Origin of the sequence: Bacillus sp. AFS059628 (assembly GCF_002571225.1) — a bacterium.
Classification (GTDB): domain Bacteria; phylum Bacillota; class Bacilli; order Bacillales; family Bacillaceae_G; genus Bacillus_A.
Genome location: NZ_NVEC01000048.1, coordinates 19875 through 42672 on the forward strand (window position 1 = coordinate 19875; position 22798 = coordinate 42672).

At 34.8% G+C, this 22798-nt stretch carries 26 protein-coding genes, 1 pseudogene and 1 riboswitch; of the genes and pseudogenes, 17 read left to right on the forward strand and 10 right to left on the reverse strand.

The features are described from left to right. Positions 1–25: 25 nt before the first annotated feature. Positions 26–1033: an Rpn family recombination-promoting nuclease/putative transposase gene (locus COL05_RS15955; protein WP_098669339.1), complete on the reverse strand. Its 1008-nt coding sequence runs from the start codon at positions 1031–1033 to the stop codon at positions 26–28. Between the two features lie 183 nt (positions 1034–1216). Here COL05_RS15955 and COL05_RS15960 point away from each other — a divergent pair, with 183 nt between their 5' ends. Further along, positions 1217–1894, forward strand: coding sequence for a DUF7003 family protein (locus COL05_RS15960; RefSeq protein WP_098669426.1), 678 nt, complete (start codon positions 1217–1219; stop codon positions 1892–1894). 76 nt (positions 1895–1970) lie between these two features. Here COL05_RS15960 and COL05_RS15965 read toward each other — a convergent pair whose 3' ends face one another. Beyond that, positions 1971–2873 carry a diacylglycerol/lipid kinase family protein gene (locus COL05_RS15965; protein ID WP_098669340.1) on the reverse strand — a complete coding sequence of 301 codons (903 nt, stop codon included), beginning with the start codon at positions 2871–2873 and terminating at the stop codon, positions 1971–1973. 83 nt (positions 2874–2956) lie between these two features. Then, positions 2957–3484: a hypoxanthine phosphoribosyltransferase gene (gene hpt, locus COL05_RS15970; RefSeq protein ID WP_001019305.1), complete on the reverse strand. Its 528-nt coding sequence runs from the start codon at positions 3482–3484 to the stop codon at positions 2957–2959. Between the two features lie 161 nt (positions 3485–3645). Between hpt and COL05_RS15975 the strand changes: the two genes are divergently transcribed. The 6 genes from COL05_RS15975 to COL05_RS16000 all read left to right on the forward strand — a co-directional run bounded on the left by COL05_RS15975 (position 3646) and on the right by COL05_RS16000 (position 8270). After that, entirely contained in the window at positions 3646–3861 is a 216-nt protein-coding gene (locus COL05_RS15975) for a hypothetical protein (protein ID WP_116892343.1), read from the forward strand. 183 nt (positions 3862–4044) lie between these two features. Beyond that, on the forward strand, positions 4045–4377 hold the full coding sequence (locus tag COL05_RS15980) for a hypothetical protein (RefSeq protein ID WP_098669341.1): 333 nt from the start codon (positions 4045–4047) through the stop codon (positions 4375–4377). Between the two features lie 179 nt (positions 4378–4556). Beyond that, positions 4557–4985: an LPXTG cell wall anchor domain-containing protein gene (locus COL05_RS15985; RefSeq protein WP_098669342.1), complete on the forward strand. Its 429-nt coding sequence runs from the start codon at positions 4557–4559 to the stop codon at positions 4983–4985. An 89-nt stretch (positions 4986–5074) separates the two neighbouring features. Beyond that, positions 5075–5695, forward strand: coding sequence for a class D sortase (locus tag COL05_RS15990; protein WP_098669343.1), 621 nt, complete (start codon positions 5075–5077; stop codon positions 5693–5695). A 38-nt stretch (positions 5696–5733) separates the two neighbouring features. After that, on the forward strand, positions 5734–6423 hold the full coding sequence (locus tag COL05_RS15995) for a response regulator transcription factor (RefSeq protein WP_000041855.1): 690 nt from the start codon (positions 5734–5736) through the stop codon (positions 6421–6423). Next, positions 6420–8270, forward strand: coding sequence for a sensor histidine kinase (locus COL05_RS16000; protein WP_098669344.1), 1851 nt, complete (start codon positions 6420–6422; stop codon positions 8268–8270). Before COL05_RS15995 ends, COL05_RS16000 begins: the two co-directional genes overlap by 4 nt. Before the next feature lie 208 nt (positions 8271–8478). Here the strand turns inward: COL05_RS16000 and thiT are convergent, their stop codons facing one another. Continuing rightward, the gene (gene thiT, locus COL05_RS16005; RefSeq protein ID WP_098669345.1) at positions 8479–9093 is read right to left on the reverse strand and encodes an energy-coupled thiamine transporter ThiT; all 615 of its coding nucleotides are present in this window, start codon (positions 9091–9093) and stop codon (positions 8479–8481) included. A gap of 85 nt (positions 9094–9178) precedes the next feature. Beyond that, positions 9179–9280, reverse strand: a riboswitch (TPP riboswitch). 194 nt (positions 9281–9474) lie between these two features. On the opposite strand from thiT, the gene COL05_RS16010 reads away from it, so the two are divergent. From COL05_RS16010 to COL05_RS16020, 3 genes are read left to right on the forward strand one after another with little or no spacing between them, the layout of a single operon-like run. Beyond that, on the forward strand, positions 9475–9702 hold the full coding sequence (locus COL05_RS16010; RefSeq protein WP_000060521.1) for a FeoA family protein: 228 nt from the start codon (positions 9475–9477) through the stop codon (positions 9700–9702). Then, entirely contained in the window at positions 9699–11687 is a 1989-nt protein-coding gene (feoB, locus tag COL05_RS16015) for a ferrous iron transport protein B (RefSeq protein ID WP_098669346.1), read from the forward strand. The genes COL05_RS16010 and feoB overlap by 4 nt, the downstream gene beginning before the upstream one ends. A gap of 16 nt (positions 11688–11703) precedes the next feature. Next, entirely contained in the window at positions 11704–11871 is a 168-nt protein-coding gene (locus COL05_RS16020; RefSeq protein ID WP_142313141.1) for a FeoB-associated Cys-rich membrane protein, read from the forward strand. A gap of 49 nt (positions 11872–11920) precedes the next feature. Here COL05_RS16020 and COL05_RS16025 read toward each other — a convergent pair. Beyond that, positions 11921–12034: pseudogene (locus COL05_RS16025) on the reverse strand (IS3 family transposase); the annotation flags it as partial. A 115-nt stretch (positions 12035–12149) separates the two neighbouring features. Continuing rightward, positions 12150–12728, reverse strand: a complete 579-nt coding sequence (locus COL05_RS16030) for a lipoprotein BA_5634 family protein (protein WP_098669347.1) — start codon at positions 12726–12728, stop codon at positions 12150–12152. A gap of 402 nt (positions 12729–13130) precedes the next feature. On the opposite strand from COL05_RS16030, the gene COL05_RS16035 reads away from it, so the two are divergent. The 5 genes from COL05_RS16035 to COL05_RS16055 all read left to right on the forward strand — a co-directional run bounded on the left by COL05_RS16035 (position 13131) and on the right by COL05_RS16055 (position 15953). Beyond that, a complete protein-coding gene (locus COL05_RS16035; RefSeq protein WP_000110287.1) occupies positions 13131–13796 on the forward strand; it encodes a PspA/IM30 family protein in 666 nt (221 codons plus the stop codon). A gap of 80 nt (positions 13797–13876) precedes the next feature. After that, positions 13877–14281: a DUF350 domain-containing protein gene (locus COL05_RS16040; RefSeq protein WP_048529578.1), complete on the forward strand. Its 405-nt coding sequence runs from the start codon at positions 13877–13879 to the stop codon at positions 14279–14281. Between the two features lie 21 nt (positions 14282–14302). Continuing rightward, positions 14303–14809 carry a DUF4178 domain-containing protein gene (locus COL05_RS16045; RefSeq protein WP_000051750.1) on the forward strand — a complete coding sequence of 169 codons (507 nt, stop codon included), beginning with the start codon at positions 14303–14305 and terminating at the stop codon, positions 14807–14809. Between the two features lie 12 nt (positions 14810–14821). Next, the gene (locus tag COL05_RS16050) at positions 14822–15637 is read left to right on the forward strand and encodes a DUF4247 domain-containing protein (protein ID WP_098669348.1); all 816 of its coding nucleotides are present in this window, start codon (positions 14822–14824) and stop codon (positions 15635–15637) included. A 97-nt stretch (positions 15638–15734) separates the two neighbouring features. Beyond that, positions 15735–15953 (forward strand): hypothetical protein, encoded by a 219-nt coding sequence (locus COL05_RS16055; protein WP_098669349.1) that lies wholly within the window; start codon positions 15735–15737, stop codon positions 15951–15953. 189 nt (positions 15954–16142) lie between these two features. Here the strand turns inward: COL05_RS16055 and COL05_RS16060 are convergent, their stop codons facing one another. Beyond that, positions 16143–17015, reverse strand: a complete 873-nt coding sequence (locus tag COL05_RS16060; RefSeq protein WP_000411239.1) for a YitT family protein — start codon at positions 17013–17015, stop codon at positions 16143–16145. Between the two features lie 231 nt (positions 17016–17246). Then, on the reverse strand, positions 17247–18281 hold the full coding sequence (locus tag COL05_RS16065) for a YdcF family protein (RefSeq protein WP_098669350.1): 1035 nt from the start codon (positions 18279–18281) through the stop codon (positions 17247–17249). Positions 18282–18990: 709 nt separating this feature from the next. Here COL05_RS16065 and COL05_RS16070 point away from each other — a divergent pair. Both COL05_RS16070 and COL05_RS16080 read left to right on the forward strand, forming a co-directional pair. After that, on the forward strand, positions 18991–19839 hold the full coding sequence (locus tag COL05_RS16070; protein WP_098669351.1) for an S-layer homology domain-containing protein: 849 nt from the start codon (positions 18991–18993) through the stop codon (positions 19837–19839). Between the two features lie 82 nt (positions 19840–19921). Then, positions 19922–20155 carry a spore germination protein gene (locus COL05_RS16080; RefSeq protein ID WP_142337531.1) on the forward strand — a complete coding sequence of 78 codons (234 nt, stop codon included), beginning with the start codon at positions 19922–19924 and terminating at the stop codon, positions 20153–20155. 165 nt (positions 20156–20320) lie between these two features. On the opposite strand, the gene cydB is transcribed toward COL05_RS16080, so the two are convergent. Beyond that, positions 20321–21349, reverse strand: a complete 1029-nt coding sequence (gene cydB, locus COL05_RS16085) for a cytochrome d ubiquinol oxidase subunit II (protein WP_098669353.1) — start codon at positions 21347–21349, stop codon at positions 20321–20323. Beyond that, positions 21339–22688 carry a cytochrome ubiquinol oxidase subunit I gene (gene cydA, locus COL05_RS16090; protein WP_098669354.1) on the reverse strand — a complete coding sequence of 450 codons (1350 nt, stop codon included), beginning with the start codon at positions 22686–22688 and terminating at the stop codon, positions 21339–21341. The genes cydB and cydA overlap by 11 nt, the downstream gene beginning before the upstream one ends. Positions 22689–22798: the final 110 nt, after the last annotated feature.

The window sequence follows — 22798 nt, forward strand, 5'->3', positions numbered from 1 at the left end:
AAATAATTCAAGCCTTTTTTTATTACTATTTATGTCCTAAAATATGCTCAACCTCATGTACACTCAATTTACTTGCCTTAGCAATTGTTTCAAGTGGTATACCAAGATCATGCATATTTTTAATCATTTGAATTTTTCCTTGTTGAACGCCTTCTTTTCGCCCTTTTTCTATACCTTGTGCTAAGCCCTTTGCTAAGCCGTTTTCCATACCTTTTTCCAAGCCCTTTTCCAAGCCCTTTGCTAAGCCCTTTTCCATACCCTTTTCCAAGCCTCTTTTCATACCTTCTGCCTCAGCATGGGCGAATTTTGCTGCTTCATCCATTAAAACTTTCTCCCTCGCGTCATAGGCTTGTCGGAAAGAAGAATCTTGACTCATACGTTCCCACTTGTTTATTGCTTTTTGTAAAATAGGATCTCGGTTCATAGCAATATCCTCCAATGTTTTAGTTAAGTGTTCATCCTCATTTGCTGAAAGCAATAAAAGCCAACGAACAAATGGATCTTTCCACGGATTTACTTTTTCTTCATGCCATTGTTTTGTTAACTTTGGAATTTCTACAATGTGAATTTCTATGTCATCACTCAAGAGTTTCTGTTGTTGTGAATTCCATAATGTGCCCGTTGTATGAAATTCTTTGTGGTCTGAGAACATTATAAAGTTCAATAAATTAATGGTGATGGTTTTATGAAGCGAACTGTAAGGCATACCTTTTTGTAATTGAGATGTGTATAATTTTCCCCAATAATATAAACTACGTTTCATCATATCGTGATTATTATTGAGCTGTATTTCTACATTTACTTTTGTTCCTGTGTTTAATGTCGCTGAAATATCTAAAATAGATAACTTATCCTCTTCATATTCCCGATATAAATGTGGATCTTCTAGTTGTAGAGAAGCAATGGGTGATTCTAAAGACTCTTGTAACATAGCGTTTAAAAATGCAATTAGAATATCTTCACTACCATTCGTACCAAACAATTGTTTAAATGCAAAATCAATGCGTAAATTAACTAACTGTTGGTTGAACAAAGTTTGTCCTCTCCCTTATATTAAGGTGCTTCTTTCCTTCATTGTACCTAAAAATAAATAGGGCATGCAAATAGACCATTCTGCTATTTTATTAGGAGTATTATTAGAAAGTGAAAGGCAATTATGTCTATGTTATACTCTAGTGAAATTGAAAAAACTTATATAGAGGTGAAGATGATACATATGCAAAAAGATATTTTAAAACTATTAGATAAAAAGCAAAGTAACTATGAATTTCCTACCTTTGATAATGAATATATTGATATTTCACAAGTGAAATTCTCTCTTTTCTTTAAAGATAATAAGGATTGGTTAATGGTGTTTCAAATTGTTGGTGTAGGTTCATTAGGGGTATGTAATGATATTCACGTATATGGTGATAGAGTGAATCATTCAATTGGTGATGATGGTATTTTGCAATTAAATGATGGAGATTATGAATTATTTGATAATGAAGGTGAATTTATACCCGATATTCATAACGGTAGTTTGAAAATTCGAGAGCATCAATTTGAATATCAATTTACAGAAGAAGATTATATGAATCATGGAATAGAAGTACAAACGACAGAGTCTTACCCAAGAGATTTTATGCGTATGCTTGCGACCAATGAAGAAGCTAGAAAATTATTATGGTGGGAAAAAGAAGAAATTTTAGAAGAGTTCGGTTTAGAAGGTGATTGGGAAGTAGCGTATGAAACGGAAGAATGGCAACATGTTGAAGACGAGAAAGTAAGTGAAAATGAATTCTTCCGATCAGTAGCCGCTGCTATAGAGGAGAAAGATCCAAGCATTATTGTGAATAAGGATTCTAATACGCACTGGAAAAATTGGATGGAGTTTGATTACGAAAACTTGTAATTATAAGTAAAGCAAAATGCCTTTTTTATAAAAAAAGACGAGCCAAAGTGTTGAAACTTTAGCTCGCCTTTTTGTATTACACAACCACAGGATTATAAATCATCGTAAAGTGTCCTTGTAATAATTCAATTTGACAAGGTGTATGAAGCGAGCTTTCTCCATCTGTATCTACTTCTTTTTCTTCTTCTGTTTCAATATGAATGGATTTCGCTTTTACGTGGAAGATATCATTTTCATTTGAGTCTTCAAATAGTTTCTTTCCGATATAATCTTTAAACGCTTGAATGCCTGTCGATTTTACGACGAAAATATCAAGTGTTCCGTCGTCGCATTTTACGTTCGGGATAAAGGACGTGATCCCGCCAAGGTATTCACCGTTTCCAACCATAACAAGGACAGCTTCGTCTTCATATACTTGTCCATCGTACGTAATTTTTACTGGGAATGTTTCAGCATTTTTTACAGTTCGAATAGTGCTTAAGTAGTAACCGATTTTACCAAGTTTTGCTTTCTCTTCTGCATCAATATTGTTTGATACCTCAGAAACAAGTCCAATACCCCAGAAGTTTAAGAAGTATTGTTCGTTTGCTTTTGCGACGTCAACTGGTTTTACATGTTCTTGTGTAATAAGTTTTGCTGCTTCTGCGATGTTTTGCGGAACACCGAGTGTGCGAGAGAAGTCGTTGCAAGTGCCGCCTGGAATGATTGCAAGTGTAGGTCTAGTTTCAAGAGGTGCTAAGCCATTTGTGCATTCGAATACAGTACCGTCGCCACCAAAGACGATAATTAAATCTACTTTACTAGCAAACTCTTGGCAATATTTTGTTGCATCGCCTTGCTCTTTCGTATGAAGGATATGTAAATCAGGAAAAGCTGCCGCAAGAGGTGGTACGATTTTCGTTAAGTTCGTATGTAAATCACCTTGTCCTGCTTTCGGATTTACGATGAGGAGTACTTTTTCAAATTTTGTTTTTGTCATTTTATTCTCTCCCTTTGTCTTTTACGAATCGTGATAGAAAATAAACTTCCATCAATAATTGATAGAAGTTTATTCTATTTATATTACTTCGTTACAACTGAAGCGATAAATGGTAAGTTACGATATTTTTCTGCGCAGTCGATACCGTAGCCAACGATAAATTCGTCTGGAATTTGGAAGCCAACATATTCAGCTTTTAAATCCACTTTACGACGCTCAGGTTTATCAAGTAATGTACAGAATTTCAATGCTTTCGGTTTATGCATAAAGAAGTGATCTTTTAAGAAGTGAAGTGTTAAACCAGAATCGATAATGTCTTCTACAACAATTACATTTTTTCCAGTAATGTTTACATCGATATCTTTTAATAGTTTTACTTTGCCAGTTGTTTCTGTTTGATTTCCGTAGCTAGATGCAGAAATAAAGTCGATTGTCACATCGTTTTTAATGTGACGAATTAAATCAGCAGCGAATACGAAAGATCCTTTTAATACAGCGATTACTACGATTTCTTCTCCTTCAAAATCACGTTCGATTTGAAGTGCTAGTTCTTTTACTTTTTCTTGTAATTGTTCTTCAGAAATTAAAGTGTCTTTTATTTCAATATTCATTGGAGTCCTCCTACAGTGTAAAACTTGCGAACATTTCGACTGTATAGGAAAGAAAGCAAAAAGTCAAAGGAGATATAAGTTTTTTACATAAATACCCACAAAATAGTCAGATGATATGATATACTGATTGTATTAAGAAAACGCTTCCATAAAGGGTGATTATGATGAAAAAGAAAGAGTATACAAGTGCAACATTTATAAAAGCATTACTTTTAACAATTGTTCTTGGTAGTTTGGCTTACATAATTGATGTACCAGCGATTCGAATTTCACTAATTGGAATGACTTTAGTATTAGGCGCAATTTCCCATGGTATGATGTCACAGTTGAAAGAAGCTGGAGTCGATCATATGAAAGATCATATAGATGAGAAATGAGAAACCTTCACATATAGAGAGTGAAGGTTTTTTGTTTCTTACAAAAATGTAAGGTAGTTGTAAGGGAAATCGATAGTTGCATAGTAGTGCTTTGGATAAACTATAGGTGTAAGGTAAAAGGCAAGCATATTTTAGGTAAATTAAGTTTTAGGCACTCTATATGTGAAAAAGGAGTAGGAGGGCATGGAGAAACGTTGGACGACCTTTTCTTTTTTAGCAACTAGCAACACCGTAATGCTAGCTGGCGAGATGGATTTTTTGCACTTGTTTGATCGAGAAGACGATCATTCTTCTTCTAAATTTACAATGAAATGGAATAAATGGAGCGAGAGTTGTAAGTTTGAAGAAGAGGCCCCTAACGAAGAGCAAAAGATTATTTTGACAAACCCTATTAAAGCGTGGGTTGTTCAACGTCGTAAGTGTAACGTCAAAAATCACTTAAAGAAAACTGAGCCGAGACAATTAGTTATCGCTCCGGCCCATTCTACTTCTACATCACGCGAAAGTAACATGTAAATATTGAGACACACACCCGAAAAAACATCGTACATATATGGCGATGTTTTTTTATTTTTTTACAATGAAATCTTTAAATGAAATATATTTCATCTGCACCTTAAATTTATATCTCTTGTTTATTCTAGTGATACATCCGATGCGAAGTGATGTAAAACGTATAAAAGGAGAGAAATAAAATGAAAAAGAAACTATTACCAATTTGTGCGATGGCACTTTTAACAGTAGGATATTCTTCAGTGGCAAGTGCTTCAACTGGAACATTGACAAAGGAAGAAGCAGCGCAAATACAGCAAGATATAGCAAAAAAAGAAGCAGCGATTCAGGCGCAGCAAAAAAATGATACAGAGAAAAAACAAGCGGCGCAAGCGCAAGAGAAGAATGAAGTAGCGAAAAAGCAAGCGGCACAAGTACAAGAAAAAAGTAATATGGCTAAAGAAGTAGTAGCGCCACAAGTGAAAGAAAAGGAAGCTATTGCAAAAAAAGAAGCTGGAGAGAAATTACCAAACACAGCATCTAATAATGTAGCAATGATGGGACTAAGCGCATGTCTTGTAGCACTAGGTACATTATTTGGTTTGAATCGTCGGAATAAAGTTAAGGCATAAATCAAATATTGTCCTATAAAGAATGGCATAATTTCATATATTAAAAATGGTAGGTTATGCCTACCATTTTTTGCATGGAGGGATGAAACATGAAGATACTCAATTATATCGGTATCATATTGATGGCTATAGGGCTATTTATGGGAGCATATTACGCTGTCGAATGGTATAAAGGAAAAAGCTCTGCTCAACAATTAACAAAAAAAGAACTAAAGAGCCTTGAAAATATACAAGATAATGAACTTTCTTCCGAAACACCTGTAACTTCCCAAGTGCCTTCTTCTCAAACAGAACATAAAGAAGGAGAAAAGGTAGCGATGTTACATATACCAAAAATAAAGAAGAAGTTTTCTATATATTGGGGAGCGGATGCTGCAACTTTGAAGAAAGGCGTTGGAATGTTTGTTAGTGATGTAACGACAACGCCATCTGGAGGTGGACATACGGTACTAAGTGGGCACCGGGATACTGTATTTACAGATTTAGGAGAGTTAAAAGAAAAAGATACGCTTGTTTTAGAGTATGATAATAAAACTTACACATATGAAATTCAAAAGATATGGATTACCCATGCGGATGATCGTACTGTTATTATAAAAAAAGAAGAACCGATATTAACACTGACGACTTGCTATCCATTTGATTATATAGGAGATGCACCAGATAGATATATTATCGAGGCGAAGTTAACTGGTAGTTATTCAAAATGAAGTGATAGTTTTTGAAAGCAGGAGGGGATATATAAGTTATGTCAAAAAATATTTTAATTGTAGAAGATGAAGATATATTACGTGAAATATTAAAAGATTATTTTTTGAGTGAGCAATATGTAGTGTTTGAAGCAAGAGATGGGAAGGAAGCTTTAGTTGTATTCGAGGAAGAAGAGGTTGATTTAGTTATTTTAGACATTATGTTGCCGGAACTTGACGGGTGGTCCGTTTGTAGAAGAATTCGAAAGACGTCCGAGGTGCCTATTATTATGCTGACGGCGCGCGTAGATGAAGACGATACGCTACTTGGATTTGAACTTGGGGCGGATGACTATGTGACGAAGCCGTATAGTCCACCAATTTTATTAGCAAGAGCGAAAAGATTGTTAGAAAGTAGAAAAGTAACAAAGCAACTTTTAGAGAATGAAGATGATACCTTATCAATCCACGGTATTCACGTTCACTTCCCGTCGCGCACTGTTACGATAGATAGAACAGACATTAATTTAACACATACAGAATTTGAAATATTAGCGTATTTTATGAAAAATCAAGGGATTGTTTTAACACGGGAGCAACTCATTTCAAGAATTTGGGGATACGAATTTGCCGGTGATGACCGAACCGTTAATAGCCATATTCGCAATTTGCGAAATAAATTAGGAGAGAAAGCAAAGTACATTACAACTGTAGTACGAACAGGTTATAAATTTGAGGGGAATGTATGAGAAAAGGGATTGTACTAAAATTATTTACCCTCACAACAGCATTATGCATGTTAATTTTAGCGACGATATTTATTGGACAAACGATATTTTTCAAACAATATTATGCGAATCGAAAAGTAGAAGATATTAAAGTGAACTTAAATTCCTTTGAGAAGGGCTATTTGAATTATGTAGGAAATGCAGAAGAAATTAAGCGACTGGAGCAAGACTTTTTAAGAGAAAATAATACGTGGATTACGACATTAGATCAGAATGGGAATTTAAAACATGCGGATGATTTTTATTTTGAGGTAACGATAGATCGTAGGCAACAAAAGAGCTTTGGACAACAAATATTCAAAATTCCTTTATACAATCTCATCAATATAGAGGAGATTGATAATAAATCATCAAATGCATTTTTAGGACAAGAAATTTATTTTTCTGGCGTGAAAAAAGATGATAGTTATATTCCATTCTCTTTCACGTTAGGCAAGCAAAATTTAAGTGGATCTAATAAACCGTTAGAAAAAGCGTTTCAGGAGAAAATGAAATTAAATGAGGAGAAAAAGAGAGCAGCCGAGGAACAACTTGCTAAGGAAAAGAAACCAGCTGTTCAGAAAGAATTTGCTCAGGAATTAGATGCTTACATAGGTGGGCGTGTTACGAAAGTTCAGCTTCCTGATGTAACAGGTCCTATAAATCCAATTTATAAAAATAGCATCTTCTTAGATAACATAAAAGAATTTCAAACTAATTTATTATTAAAAGAGAGCAAGCACATACAATATGCAATACAAACAATGGACTATGAAAAAAATGATATTAAATATAAATTATTAATCAAGCCAATAAAAGAAAAAGATGGATCAGTAACTTATATATATGCGATGGCTTCTTTACAGCCTGTAGATGAAGCTGTACAAATGGTGCAAGATTACTACATTTACATCATTGCGTTTGTAGTCGTTCTCATTTTTCTAGCTTCGTTTTATTACTCTAAACAAATTGCAAAACCGTTATTAAAAATAAATGATACAACGAAGAAAATAGCGCACTTAGATTTCACAGAACAAATACCGATTACTTCAAAAGATGAAATTGGTGATTTATCGAAAAATATTAATGTATTATCTAATAAGCTCCATTCGCATATTGGACAGCTAGAACAAGACATTGAAAAAGAAAGAAAGTTAGAAAATACGAGGAAAGAATTCATTTCTGGTGTTTCGCATGAATTAAAAACGCCACTGAGTATTATGAAAAGCTGTATTTCTATTTTAAAAGATGGAGTAGCTGAGCATAAAAAAGAATACTATTTTCAAGCAATGGAACGAGAAGTAGATAAAATGGATACGTTAATTTTGGATATGCTTGAGTTAGCTAAATTTGAGTCAGGTACATATAAAATGAAAAAGGGAGCATTTTATATTGATGCTGTAATTGAAGATATATGTGAACATCTTTCTGTGGAAATAGAGAAAAAAGAACTTCATGTGCATAAAAATATATGTTCATTTGAAGTAGTTGCAAATCAAAGTCGGATTGAACAAGTCATCGTGAACTTCATTACGAATGCGATACGTTACACACCAAATAAAGAAGATATTATTATTTCTACAATAGATGAGAAGGATCGTATAAAAGTGTGTATTGAAAATAAAGGTACTCACATTGAAGAAGAGCAATTAGATAAAATTTGGGATCGTTTTTATCGCGTGGATGCAGCTCGCAAGCGTTCGCAAGGTGGGACGGGGCTTGGGCTAGCTATTTCTAAAAATATTTTAGAATTACACGAAGCTGAATATGGAGTAAAGAATACAGAAGACGGTGTATTATTTTACTTTTACTTATCGAAAAAAGCGTAGATGATATATGCTACGCTTTTTTAATTTATTTTCATATTATCTTTACCTAATCTTTATTTTTAAGCGATATAATCTGGTTAGAAAATGAGGTTATGTAAGGAGTCGATCAACCGTGCATAGCAATTGGCTAAGTATAATGGTATTTATTTTCTTTTGTGCATTTATTGTATTTTTAATTGATATTGCGATATGAAAAAAAGAGCGCTCATTAAGCGCCCTTTTTCTTCGAATTCAGTTGATAAGCATTGATGCTCTTGAATAAGCGTGGTGAAGTAAGAAATAAAAATATAAGTAAAACGGTACATAAAATAAAAGAACCGAGCATTGTACTGCCGTTTACAATTAATGAATATAGAACTGCTGATTGACCTTTCGGTGCATATTGTCCCCAGAAAATAATACCGGCGATAAAGTGACAGAAGTAGCGAGCAAAGCTACCAACAAATGTAGCAAGAATAATGTAACCAAGAACTTTCTTTCCTTCGTTATTTTCATTGGAAGCTAAAAGTGTTTTTTGAATTGGACGATAGAATAAGCCAGCAAATCCGATAAAAGCAAAGGCAATGAAGTACTCAATGAATGCTTGAATAGGTGTTAAAATGTAAGCATCTCCCACGACAATTTGTAATAGTCCCCAAACTAAACCACCTAAGAAAGCTGATTTAAAGCCCCAGCGGTATGCAATAATAAAAATAGGAATCATAGCAAATGAAATGGAACCGCCTGTTGGAAGTTTAATTGATAATGGTAAAATATCGATGATCATGGCGAAGGCTGCAAGAATAGCAGATTCGATCATCGCTTGTAAATTGGTGTTACGCATGTTGTCTCCCCCTAAATCCAAGTTGTACAAAAAAGAATAGATATCATAGGAGGATACGAAATACGTAAATAAAAAGAGGTATGTATTTCGGACGTTTGCACAATCCCTGCGTTAGCATTAACTAACAGGTTCGAAGGGTCGGAACGAAGTGTTCCCTCTCAGCGGCATGGCTCCCCCTGTGATAACGAGATTCTTTATTTGCTATTGTTTATTGTAAGCGAAATGGATGAGAATGGCAAATGAATACGGTATGACAATTATTGAAATAGAATTGTAGCGAAATGTTAATAAATATGAAGCAAAAGGGTATAGTACAAGAGAAATAGAGTGTGCTATAATTTGTCTGAAAATAATTATCATTCTCTTCTGAGGGGGAAGGTTATGAGCTTAGTAGATATTAAAATCGGTGAGAAAGTGCTGGTGAAAAGTGTTCAATCTTTAGATTATTTACTAAAGAGAAGATTGGCTGCTTTTGGTCTTTCTGAAGGAAGCGAACTTCGTATGAAGCAGAAAGCGATGTTCAAAGGTCCTTGTACATTGGAGTGTCGTGGACAGTTAATTAGTATTCGTCATTGTGACGCGAAAATGATAAAGGTGGAATTAGCGTGAATAAGGTAGCTTTGCTAGGGAATCCGAATACAGGAAAGACATCATTATTTAATGCACTTACTGGTTCTTATGAATACGTAGGAAACTGGAGCGGTGTAACAGTAGAAAAGAAGGTTGGTAAATTAAAAGATAAGCAAGGGACATTAATTGATTTACCAGGTGTTTATGATTTAAATCCAGTTTCGCGTGATGAAGGTGTTGTAACAAACTTTCTATTAACAGAAGAATTTCAGCATATGTTAAATATTGTAGATTCCTCGCAGTTTGAACGAAATATGCATTTAACGTTGCAATTACTTGAATTTGGTAAGCCAGTTTCAATTGGTTTAAATATGATTGATGTGGCGAAGCAAAGAGGAATTATAATTGATGTAAAACGATTATCAGAACTATTAGGTGTAACAGTCGTTCCTGTCGTTGCAAGAAGCGGAAAAGGTTGTGAAGAACTACTTGCGACTCTTAAAGAAAATGACAAAAACGAGAAAAAGCCATTCATAATTTCATATGGTGTACAAATGGATGGAGGAATCGGAGAGGTAATTTCTCTTTTAGAGAAAGCGAATTACAAGCATCCGAGATGGTTAGCTCTTCAATTTTTAAGCAATAACGAGGTAGTAGAAAAAGAAATGAAGGCATTACCAATTTATAAGGAACTTGTAGCCATTCGATCTCGCTTAGAAGAAAAACTTGATTGTACGTTGGAAGAGCATATTTATAAAACTCGTGAAGCGTATATTGAAAAGTTAAAAACAAATGTTATGAAGCATGAGAAAGAAGGAAAAATTCCTTTTTCAGAAAAAATTGATAGATTAATTACACATAAAATTTTAGGACTTCCAATCTTTTTAGCAGTTATGTTTTTTATTTTTCAGGTTACGTTTACGTGGATTGGTACACCATTATCTGATATGTTAGATGAGTTTTTTGGTGGAAAGCTTACGGATTGGGTGACAGCTGGACTTACAAGTGTCGGAGCTTCTGACTTTATTCAAGCACTGGTTACGGAAGGGATTATTGCCGGCGTTGGTGCTGTATTAGTATTTGTTCCACAAATCTTTGCACTATTCTTTTTCATTTCATTATTAGAAGACTCAGGGTATATGGCGCGAATTGCAGTTGTTATGGATAGAATTATGGAGTTTTTCGGCTTAAACGGAAAAGCGTTTATTCCGATGATTATCGGTTTTGGATGTAATGTTCCAGGTATTATGGCAGCGAGAACGATTGAACAAGAAAAAGAACGTTTACTTACAGTTCTTGTAACACCGTTTATGTCTTGTTCGGCACGTTTACCTGTATATGCATTATTTGCGGGAGTATTCTTCCCTCAAAGTCAGGCAACTGTTGTGTTTTCTTTATATGTTGCAGGTATTGTTCTAGCGTTACTCGTTACAAAAATTATGTCTCTTACCATTTTAAAAGCGGAAAAATCTATTTTCGTTATCGAACTACCTCCTTATCGCGTACCACAAGCGAAAACGTTATGGTTAAGTACGTGGGAGAAAGGAAAAGGATTTGTTCGTAAAGCAGGTACATTCATCTTCGGTGGTTCTGTTGTCATTTGGTTATTAAACTACGCAGGTCCATCAGGATTTGGTGTTGATATGGGAGACAGTTACTTAGCGATGATTGGTGGATTTATCGCACCACTATTTGCACCACTTGGATTTGGAACGTGGCAAGCTGCAGCATCCCTTTTAACAGGATTTTTAGCGAAAGAAGTTGTCGTTTCTACAATGGCAATTATTTATGCGGTGAAAGAAGATGTGCTGGGAAATGTAATGGGAGCACATTATACGGCGCTATCAGCATATGCATTTATGTTCTTTATTTTATTATATGTTCCGTGTTTAGCGACAGTAGCTGTTATTAAACGTGAAACAGGATCAGCGAAGTGGACGATTTTCTCTGTCGTGTATCCGCTTGTAGTTGCTTATGTATTAACGCTTATTATATACCAAGTTGGATCCTTACTCGGATTCTAGAAGGAGATGTATTAGGGTGATGGTCAATATTATAATTGGAGCTATCATTTTTGGTTATGCAGCATACACGTTAGTGAATTTTGTAAAGAGAAGTAAAAAGGGAAAATGCGCTGCATGTTCTTTAAATAAATCATGTCAGTCGCAAACTTGTAGTCCGGATATGGAGCAAATTGTTCATAAATAGAGAAAAGCTTTGCAAATTTGAATTGAACCTAAAAAGTTAGACAAATATATTAAGCAGCTACTAAGGATTGAACTCTGTATTGCACAGGGGACAATCCTTTTAGTTTTGTTTTAATTCTTTTGTGATTGTAGTAATGAATATAAGTTTCTAGTTCTTGCTTAAATTGTTCCATTTACTGCTTGTATTTTATCTTTTGAAGAAAATTTATCCATAAAAAATGCACCTCCAATTGTTAATTATGTGTCTAACAATTGGGGTGCACTTCAGCTTTTTTTGTTTTACTTTTTAATTTTTACAAGTTGAGAAGCTTCTACGCCGTTGTAGCCAGGGAATTCTTTACTTGGGTCTTTATAAAATTTTAATACACCTACAGATTTTTCATCACCTTTTACATTGTTGTAAGTTGCGTCATCAACAATTGCATACATATCTGTATATGCACGGCCACTTCCGATAATTGTGTTACCTTCGTATTTTAATTTTGCCCCATCAAGTGTAGCATTTTCTACTTTGTTTTTTGCGAATAATACACCTTGCTCTGCTGTTACAGCTGGTAATTTATCAAGTGGTTTCGTGTCGTCTTTTTCATCAACTTTGCTAAGTAACTCTTTCTTCACTAGCTCTTCACCAGTTTTCTTATCCATAACAAGAACTTTTTTACCCTCTAATGTTGTCATTTTCATTTTATAGAAGTCTTTTTCTTTCACTTCTTTTTTGTTTTTATCTGTAATTTGTTGAACTTGTTCTTCTGATCCGTACAGTACAAAACCGTTTGCTTTCTCTCCTAATAAAGAACAACCTGATAATGCTCCAAGTGAAATTGCTGCTGCTAATCCGATTCCTACTAATTTTTTCATAATGATTTCTCCTTTTATATGTTTTATAGTCAATACATTTTTGTATTAGTTCCGAAATGATGAGAAGCTTGTTCGTTGCTTCTGCTATTAGTGTATAAGAAATATTGCAACGTAACTATCGAGTTAGCTTACATTAACATTACAATAACGTAATTTAGTGAAAGTGCATAAAAATAAGTTAATTCTGAAGAGGGTTAATGAGAATATATTAGGAATACAATATTTTATATAGAATGTCATATTATATTGGATGTATTTTGGAAATAACATGTAAGGACATATTAGTTTTGTTATAATAAACACATAGGCTGTAAAAATGAATATTCTTTACTGTTAAGGGAGATTTTTCAGTTTTCCAAGTAGTGAATTTGAAATATGAGGTATATCATAGGAGGAATTTGGATGTCTGTATTTAAACGATTACGAGATTTAACAATGTCGAATGTATATTCATTAATTGAAAAAGCGGAAGATCCAGTTAAGATGACGGATCAATATTTACGCGATATGCAAGCTGATGTACAAGAAGCTGAGAAAAGTGTAGCGGCTCAAATTGCACTTGAGAAGAAATTCAAAATATTATTTGAAGAACAAGAAGCACTTGTGAAAAAACGTGAAGAGCAAGCTCATATGGCTGTTCAAGCAAGCAACCTTGACCTTGCGCGTCGTGCTCTTGAAGAAAAACAAAATGCAGAGCAAAAGATGAATGAGTATAAAGCAAGCTATGAGCAAAACAAAGCTGCTGCTGATAATCTTCGCCTAAAGTTAGAAGAAATGCGTAAGCAATTAACAGAGCTGAAAAATAAACGTGAAACACTTGTAGCACGTGTAAATGCGGCGAAAGCACAAAAGAATATTAATCAGGCGATGTCTGGATTTGATTCAAACTCAGCAAAAGCTGGTTTAAGCCGTATGGAAGAGAAAGCTCTTCAATTAGAAGCTGAAGCAGAAGCAAGCGGCGAAGTGTACAAGAAAGAAAAGTCATTAGATGATGAATTCGCAAGCTTAAACAAAAATTCTGCTGTTGACGATGAATTAGCTCGTATTATGAAGCAGTATGAGAAATAATATAGAATAGAGACAAATGAACCGACATGTCTAAATAAATTCATGTCGGTTTTCTATTACTTTTTAGAGGAGGTTTTGCAATGACATGGACAAATGTAGTAGCCATGCTTGTATGGACTGGAGCAAGTGCAGTACTTTTATTTGCAATTATGTGGGTTGATTCAATTTTTACAAAATACAATGATTTAAAAGAAATAAAAAATGGGAATACAGCTGTAACAACTCGTTTCGTCATGAAATTATTCGCGCAAGGGTACATTTTATCTCAATCGATTACGAAAGCAAATGACTTATGGCAAGCACTACTTGCATCAGCAGTTTCTTTCGTTATTTTGTTAGTAGTAGAAATGTTTATTGAGTTTGTTTTAAAGAAAATGGCTGGTTTAGATTTAGAAGAAGGTACGAAAGAAGGCAGTATTGCGCATGCGATGTTAGCTGGATCATTGCATATCGTTGGTGCACTTATTTTAGGTGCTTGTTTATAAAGAGAGAAGGAGGGGTAAATCATGAGTTTGTTCAAACGAATTAAAAATATAATGAAGAGCCCAGAGCCGCCAAAGCCGGAGAAAAGTTTGTTGACGTTAGCTCCTGGCGATATGATTGAAGTTTCATTAGTTATGTACGAATTGACCGGGAAAACGAGTATGCATTCTCGTAAAGAAATTGTTTTGACACTGCAAGACGGGAAAGATATTCGTTATTTAAAAATTGAAGACCGTGAAAATACATATTATAAATTATATACACCAATTGATGGTCGCTTAGATTCGATTGATGAAATTCCGACGACAATTGAAATGGATGATACAGAATACCATATGGAAGAGCAATATAACGGACGTGTTGTTGTGATGGGAAAAACACCATTCTCTGCTTCAGAGGAACAGTATGTATGGGAATTCCAATCAGATAACCGAAAATTATTACGTATTGAATGGCAAAATGGTCGCACAATGATGTATGAGGGAGAAGCAATTATTCCTGCTGATGTACAAATTATAAGAGCAACGTAAGGGGGCGTAATCATGTCAAACCGATTGTTTACCATGATTAAATCGTTCGTGATCCCTATACTTGCTATCGTTACGTTACTTGTTGTTGCTGGATATGCCTTATCAGGTTGTCAAGGCGGACAGACAAAGTCGATTCAAGACCGTTATCCACTAGAATCTGTCGCAAAGGAAGGTAAACAAGAATCTTACGTGTATAGGGCCGCCAATCGGTCAGTTCCTGAAGTCGCAAAGGAACTCATGAATGAAAGAGAACCGAAGCAAGCATCTAAAGAAGACGAAAATCAAATGTTCCTCGTTTATTCTGATAAGATTTATAACCTGCAAAAGGATAAAGAGAAACCATCTGATACGTTAATTGAAATAAGTAATAAAGAATTTGTCCGTCAAAATTACCAACCATCCTTCTTGCAGGGATATATTATGGGGAGTATTTTAAACGATATATTCGGTTCACGAAAATCATCATACGGTGATTATCGCGGATATAATGACAGACAAAATCATAAACCGGTTATTCCAGAGAGACCGCCTACGAAAGAAGAAAAGAAAACCCCGCCTCCAATTACGAAGGAAGGGAAAGGATCTATCATTAAGCGAGGCGATAATGTAGATTCAAAACCTTCCGTAGGAGATACAGGAAGTATTACGAAAAAAGGAAGTAGTACGCCTCCGCCTTCTACTGGAAGCAAAGGGAAAATTACAAAAACACCAAGTGGCTCGAGCGGATCAGATGTGAAGCCGAAATCATCTATTAAAACGCCGCCAAGGAATACATCGCCTCCGAAAACGAGGGTCGGTGGTTCAGGAAAGATTACGAAGAGAAGATAGGTATAGAGGTCGAAAAGGAGAAGTTGCTTTTCGGTCTTTTTGTTATGGAAATTAATTACTTGTGGCTGGTACAATTCATGTATAAGGAGGGATTAGTATGACTATGTATAAAAGATTTAGTGTAATGATGTTCCTCGTCTTATTCTTAAGTTTGTTTATCGGCACAACGATGAAATTTCACTTTGTAGTAGGTATTCTATGGATAATATGTACATGTACTCTTTTTCTGTATGTTCCGCTTCGTTTCCAACAAGAAGTGCCAGCCTTTCAAAAATACGTGGCATGGATTAAGAGCGGGGGAAGATGGGGGGAGTAAAAATATATCAGCGATTATCGAAATATATCGACCACAACTCCAAATATATCAGCGATTATCGAAATATATCGACCGCAACTCCAAATATATCAGCGATTATTAGAATATATCGACTTACCGACAAAAACTGACAACAATAACAGAAGAGGGTGTGCCAGCATATTGGCACACCCTCTTTATTCATAATGATTAATGAATATCACGTTTCTTAAAGTTACCGCCTTTTACTTCTGCTACGTCATAAACTGTAATAAAGGCGTGTGGATCGATTTCATTAATAAGTTCTTTCATTTTACTTTCTTCTAAACGGTTAATTACACAAGAAATTTCTTTGAATTTCTCTCTAGAATAACCACCGTATACTTCGTTATATGTTGCACTTCGGCCTAAACGATCGCGAATGGTTTCTACCATCAATTCAGGCTCTTTCGTAATGATTTTAAATGCTTTCGAACCACTTAAACCAACTTCAACGATATGAATCACTTTCGAAGCAATAAAGTAAGCAATTGCTGAAAGGATAGCTCCTTGAAGACCGAATACTGTTGATACGAAAATAAATACGAACATGTTTAAGAATAAAATAAGGTCACTCGTTCCAAATGGTAACTTACGAGAAAGCAATACAGCTAGCATATCGATTCCATCTAATGCCCCGCCGTTACGTAATGCTAGTCCCATACCAAAACCGATGATAATACCACCAACAACTGTAACTAATAATGTATCGCCTTCAATAATAGCTGGTATACCATGCATGACAACGGTACCTATTGCTAATGAAGCGATCCCGATAATGGAATAAATCGCAAAACTTTTACCGATTTGCTTATATCCTAACCAAACGAAAGGAATGTTAATAATTGCGATTAGAGCTCCTAATGGCAATCCAAATAATCTTGAACTAACGATACTTAAACCAGTTACACCACCGTCTGATACGTTATTTGGAATTAATACTGCTTCTAATCCGTACGCTGTGATAAATGCCCCAATAATAATCATCAAAGCTTTTGAAGCAATTTTTAGCTTATTGGGCTTGTTTTTGATAATTTTCTCCATGTAATTTCCTCGTTTCAAACTAGTTTCTTGTTTGTTACATCATTCACACCTAAATTTTATTTTAACATTTAATTTGAAAAAATTCTCCTTTAATGGATGTATGCAGGGAATATTATGACCATATTATTATTTTAAATACAACTGTAGAAGGTTAGATGGTGGTCATAATGTTGATATAAAAAAGTCCCCTTTGTATATAAAGCGTTCAGGGGACTTTTTACTTGATAGCTATTAAGAAATAATAAAACTAAGGACTGTTAGGAATAAAGCGAAGCATAAAATAGTTCCACATATTTTCATATGGCGCTTACGTCCCATCACAACGATTGCAACATACTCACGAATCATTGCATTAGGCCAGTAATAAAATGCAGTTTTTGATCCGATTCCTTGGCTATTAAGACCTGCTTGTTTTGCATATATACCAGCGCGGAATAGGTGGAAGTTGTTCGTTGTAAAGATACTATTATACTTACCTTCAGGCTTTAAAGAATCCATAATTTCTTTAGAGAATAACATATTTTGATATGTGTTTACAGAGCGATTTTCTTGCACTGTATGTTCAAGCGGAATTCCTTTTTCAACAGCGTACTTTTGCATCGCTTCTGCCTCTGGAAGACCTTCATCTGGACCTTGTCCACCAGAGAAAATAATTGTTGGTGGCGTATTTACAGCGGCTTGTTTCCAGTAAAAGTCGATTGCTTTATGAATACGACTTGCAAGTAAAGGTGGTACTTTATCATTAATTAAGCCACTACCAAGAACGATAATGAAATCTTGATTACGTCTTGGTCTGTTGAATTGGTATAAAAAATACGCGCTTAAGAAGTTAGATAAATGTACAAAGAAATACATAGTTATAAGAGAGATAGCAGCAAAAATAAATTGAAAATGCTCTGAGAATAAGCTTGCTGGATTTATAATTGGGAGCATTATAAAGAATAAAATCCCTAAAGCAGCAATTAAAGTTAAAGAGTTTGTGAAGCGTCTTCCTTCACGTTGCATTAAAATTTTTGCATTAAGAAATAACCCAAACATTAAAGCGACTATAGCAAAAGGTATCATTACAATGAGCGCTAACATCGGAATAATAACGATAAAATGTAAAGAATTACTACCAGACTCATATGAGGCTATAGCGCAAAATAATAGAAATGAACAGAAAAAGGCATTAAATAAAAAGCCATTTATTATTTTTCGCGGATCCTTTAAATAAGAGATAAGGAAAATAATAAAAAATATAAGGGGAATAATTCCTAAATACATAAATATAGTACACCTCAATTTTCATAAGAATTTGACATACCCTTTATATTACATGATTTTATAATTGAAAATGAAAGGAAAAATGATTTAGAATTTTCTCAATAAAATATATAGATACATATGTTACAATGTATGTAAAGCGATATATTAAAAGTAAAATGGTTGAAGAGGCACTCTATGGAGTGTCTTTTCTTTTTTGTATGTAATTATGCATATTATATTTATTTTCAAGTGAAGAGGATTAAAATATAAGTGATAGACATACTTTATAAAGCAGAATTTAATACAAACATTTCCCTCTACTTTTTGTATCTAACAATCGTATAACAATAAATAATTCTGTTTTATAGTGTCTGTTTATAAAAGTGCCTTCTTTGAAGGCACCTTTTTTTTTGTTTATTATAGAATGTTTTTACTGTTTGCATAGTGGAAACTATCTATACTAAACATTAGCAATCTTCCGTATAAATATTATCAATTTACTATATATTCCAGTAGTGTTAACCTACATATGAAAGGCTTTCTTTTTCAAAATATTACCCCTAATAAATTTTTGAAGAAGTCAACTGTCTCCAAAATTGCCATTCATGCTTAGCAAAAAAGAATCCTGCTGGATTCTTTTTTGTGTTCGACAGAATATGACAAATTATATTTGTATAATATGTTATATTGTTAAATGATTATTGTGGAAAGAGAAGGAGACTTAAGTATGGGATTTAAAAAACTAATGTTAACAGGTGCACTTGTTGCAACTACAGCATTTACTTCAATTGGAACAGTACAGGCAAGTGCAGGTTTTAAAGATGTTCCAAACAATCATTGGTCTTATAAAGCGATCATGGAATTAGCAAATAAAAACGTTGTTTCTGGATACGGAAATGGGATTTTTGGATTTGGTGATGATGTAACACGTGAGCAAGTTGCAGCTCTTATGTTCCGTCATTTAAAACCGACAGTAAAAGAACAGTATAACAATCCGTATAAAGATATTACGGATCGTTCAACTATGTTTAAAAAAGAGATCCTTGCTTTAACAGAGATGGGTGTATTCGTTGGCGATAACACCGGAAAATTTAGACCGAAAGATTCGTTAACTCGTGAAGAAATGGCACAAATTTTGACAAAGGGATTCCAATTGCAAATAAGAGGGGATCATAATTTCCCGGATGTAGATAGAAATGGATGGGCGAATCCTGCGATTACTGCAATTAAATCAAATTATATTACGGCCGGAACTGGTGATGGTACATTTGTACCTAAAATGCATGTAAGTCGTGAGCAATACGTTCAGTTCTTATATAATGCAACATTACCACTTGAACAAAGACCAGGAGCAAAACAACCACAACCGAAACCAGAAGTGAGACCAGAAGTAAAGCCAGAAGTAAAGCCAGAAGTAAAACCAGAAGTGAAACCTGATCCAAAACGTTTTGCTAACTGTAAAGAAGCAAATGATGCTGGATATTATGATATTACAAGAGACAGCCCGTATTATGGTAAGCATTTAGACCGTGATGGCGATGGAATTGCTTGTGAGAAAAACAAAAAAGGTAAATAAGAAAAAGCACTCAGGCTGAGTGCTTTTTCTTATGGAAACAAGCTATTTTTGTAGGCGATTCTCATAAACTAAAAGTAATGAAATGAAAGTAGGTGACAAAATGCCGTCAATTGTGGAAGGTGTTATTATTGAAAACTGTAACGGGACGATTAATTTAGGAGACAAATATAACGTGCAGCCGATTGAAAAAACGAAAGCTTATAATGGATCGGGATCATCGAATACAGCAATAAAAGTACACACATTTAATGGCGTTAGTACAGCAGATGTAGGGGATAGCGATGTGAATGATCAGGGAATACAATTTACTTTATAAAGAAATATGTAAAATTGCATAAAATGATGAACTTGCTCTGTGCTACAATTTAGCTGTGAGCTGTTAATGATTCTTCTATATTGTAGTTGTTAGATTAGAAATATAACATCCTATCGAAAATCATACGTAAAAAAAGACACTTCAACCGAAGTGTCTTTTTTCATTTTAGTGATACCCTTTAGCAGAGTCTTTATGAATTTTATTTTTAAAGATACTGTAGCTCCAAAGTTGATATCCAATAACAATTGGTACCATAACCATTGCAACGAAGAACATAATTTTTAAGTTTAATTGACTACCAGCTGCGTTGTATAACGTTGTACTATAAGCATCATTAATACGAGATGGTAACATTCTTGGGAACATGCCCGCAAAGCCAGTTGTCATAAACATTGCGATTGTTAAGCAAACGAATGTGAATGCAAGGCCGATTTTATGTTTGTACACCATAATAAGTGCGAGTACACTCATTAACATTGCAAGTACTGGAAGAATGAATAGTACCGGATATTCTGTAAAGTTTTGGAATAAATTTGTGCGATTGGCAGTTGCTACATAGAAAATAGCTAAAATGATAGCAGCTGCCATTGAAAATGGTCTTGCAATTTTATAAGCACGATCAGATACTTCACCAGTCGTTTTAATCATTACCCAAAGGGCACCGGATACGACAAATATAGCAGTGAAGAAAAGACCACCTAATATACCGTAATGGTTTAATAAGCTAAGTAAATTTCCTTCATAGCCATTTTTTCCGATTTGTAGTCCGTAATAAAGGTTAGCGAACGTAACACCGAATAAGAAGGCGATTAAGAAACTACCAATTGCAAATGCCCATTTATAAGTTTTTTGCCAAATTGGTGAATCATCTTTATGCATGAACTCCAGTCCAGCAGCACGAGCAAATAGTGCAAGTAATACTAAGAATAACGGTGTATATAGATAACTAAACATATTTGCATATGTGACTGGGAAGGCAGCAAATGTTGCACCACCAGCTGTAATTAACCACACTTCATTACCACCCCAGAATGGGCCAATTGCTTCTTGTAATTGATTTCGTTCTTGTCGATCTTTCGTAACGAAAGGAAAAATCATTCCGTTACCAAGTGCATACCCATCAAGAATGAAGTAAACTGTCCAAATCACGCCCCATAAACCGAACCAGATAATTGCGAGCATATCATGAGACATGTGCTGTACCTCCTTCAGTAGCAGGCTCTTCTAGCGCTGCAGGTCCTTTTTTCGCGAACTTGAGCATTAAGTATACGTCTGCGATTAAAAGTAAAGTGTAGAATAAGATTAAACTAATTAAAGAGAACCAAATCTGCGGAACAGATATAGGTGATACAGATTCTGCTGTACGCATTAGTTTATAAACTGTCCATGGTTGACGACCTACTTCGGCAACAATCCAACCAGCGTTAATTGCGATATATGGTAGTAAAACAGACCATATTGTAACTTTTAAATAACGTTTTGAGCTTTCTAGTTTTCCTTTTCGGTTTAAATAGAAGCCATACCAAGTTAATGCCATAAAGAACATACCAAGTGCAACCATTAAGCGGAAGCTATAGTACACGAGGTTAACGTTTGGACGATCTTCTTTCGGGATATCTTTTAAACCAACAATTTCGCCATCAAATGAATTTGTATAGAAGAAACTTCCTAGTTTCGGAATCGTAAGGAATTCAAAGTTCTTTTCGTTTTTCACATCAGGAATTTGAACAATCGAGAAGCCTTGTCCTTTTCCAGTTTCCCAAACAGCTTCCATCGCAGCACCTTTAGCTGGTTGATATTTAGCTGCTGATACACCAGATTGATGTCCCATAAACGGTGTAATTGTTGCGGCGAATAAGCCTAGCATTAAACCAAACTTAAATGATTTTTTGAAGAATTCCACTTCGTTTTTGCGTAATAAATGATAGGCACTAATTGCCATAACGAAGAAAGCTCCAACGATATAACAACCAACTACAGTATGGAAGAACATATTCCAAGCATATGGATTCGTAACGAGTGCCCAGAAATCATTTAATTCAGCGCGACCGTTACGTACGACGTAGCCAACCGGATTTTGCATAAAGCCGTTTGCTGTAATAATCCAAAGTGCGGAAATATTTGTTCCAAGTGCAACCATCCACATACAGAAAGCACGGAACTTTGGTGAAATTTTGTCTTTACCGAATAACCATATTCCCATGAAAGTAGATTCTAAGAAGAATGCAACGAGTGCTTCGATTGCGAGAGGGGATCCGAAAATATCTCCCATATATTTGGAGTACTCAGACCAGTTTGTACCAAATTGGAATTCCATCGTAATCCCGGTTATAATCCCCATTACGAAGTTAATTGTAAATAATTTACCCCAGAAATTTGCCATTTTGCGGTATGTTGGATTCAATGTGCGGGCGTATTGAGTCTCCATACACGCTACTAAAATAACAAGTCCGATTGTCAAAGGCACAAATAAAAAATGATAAAAAACAGTAATTGCAAATTGAAAACGACTCAGTAACAGAACGTCGGACATAATAAATATTCACTCCTTTTTTACATTATCTACAATCAGTTTATAGTGAAAATATGTTTTAAGTATGTGAAACTTGTTACAAAGCTGTGTGTATATTTTGAAAGAATTAT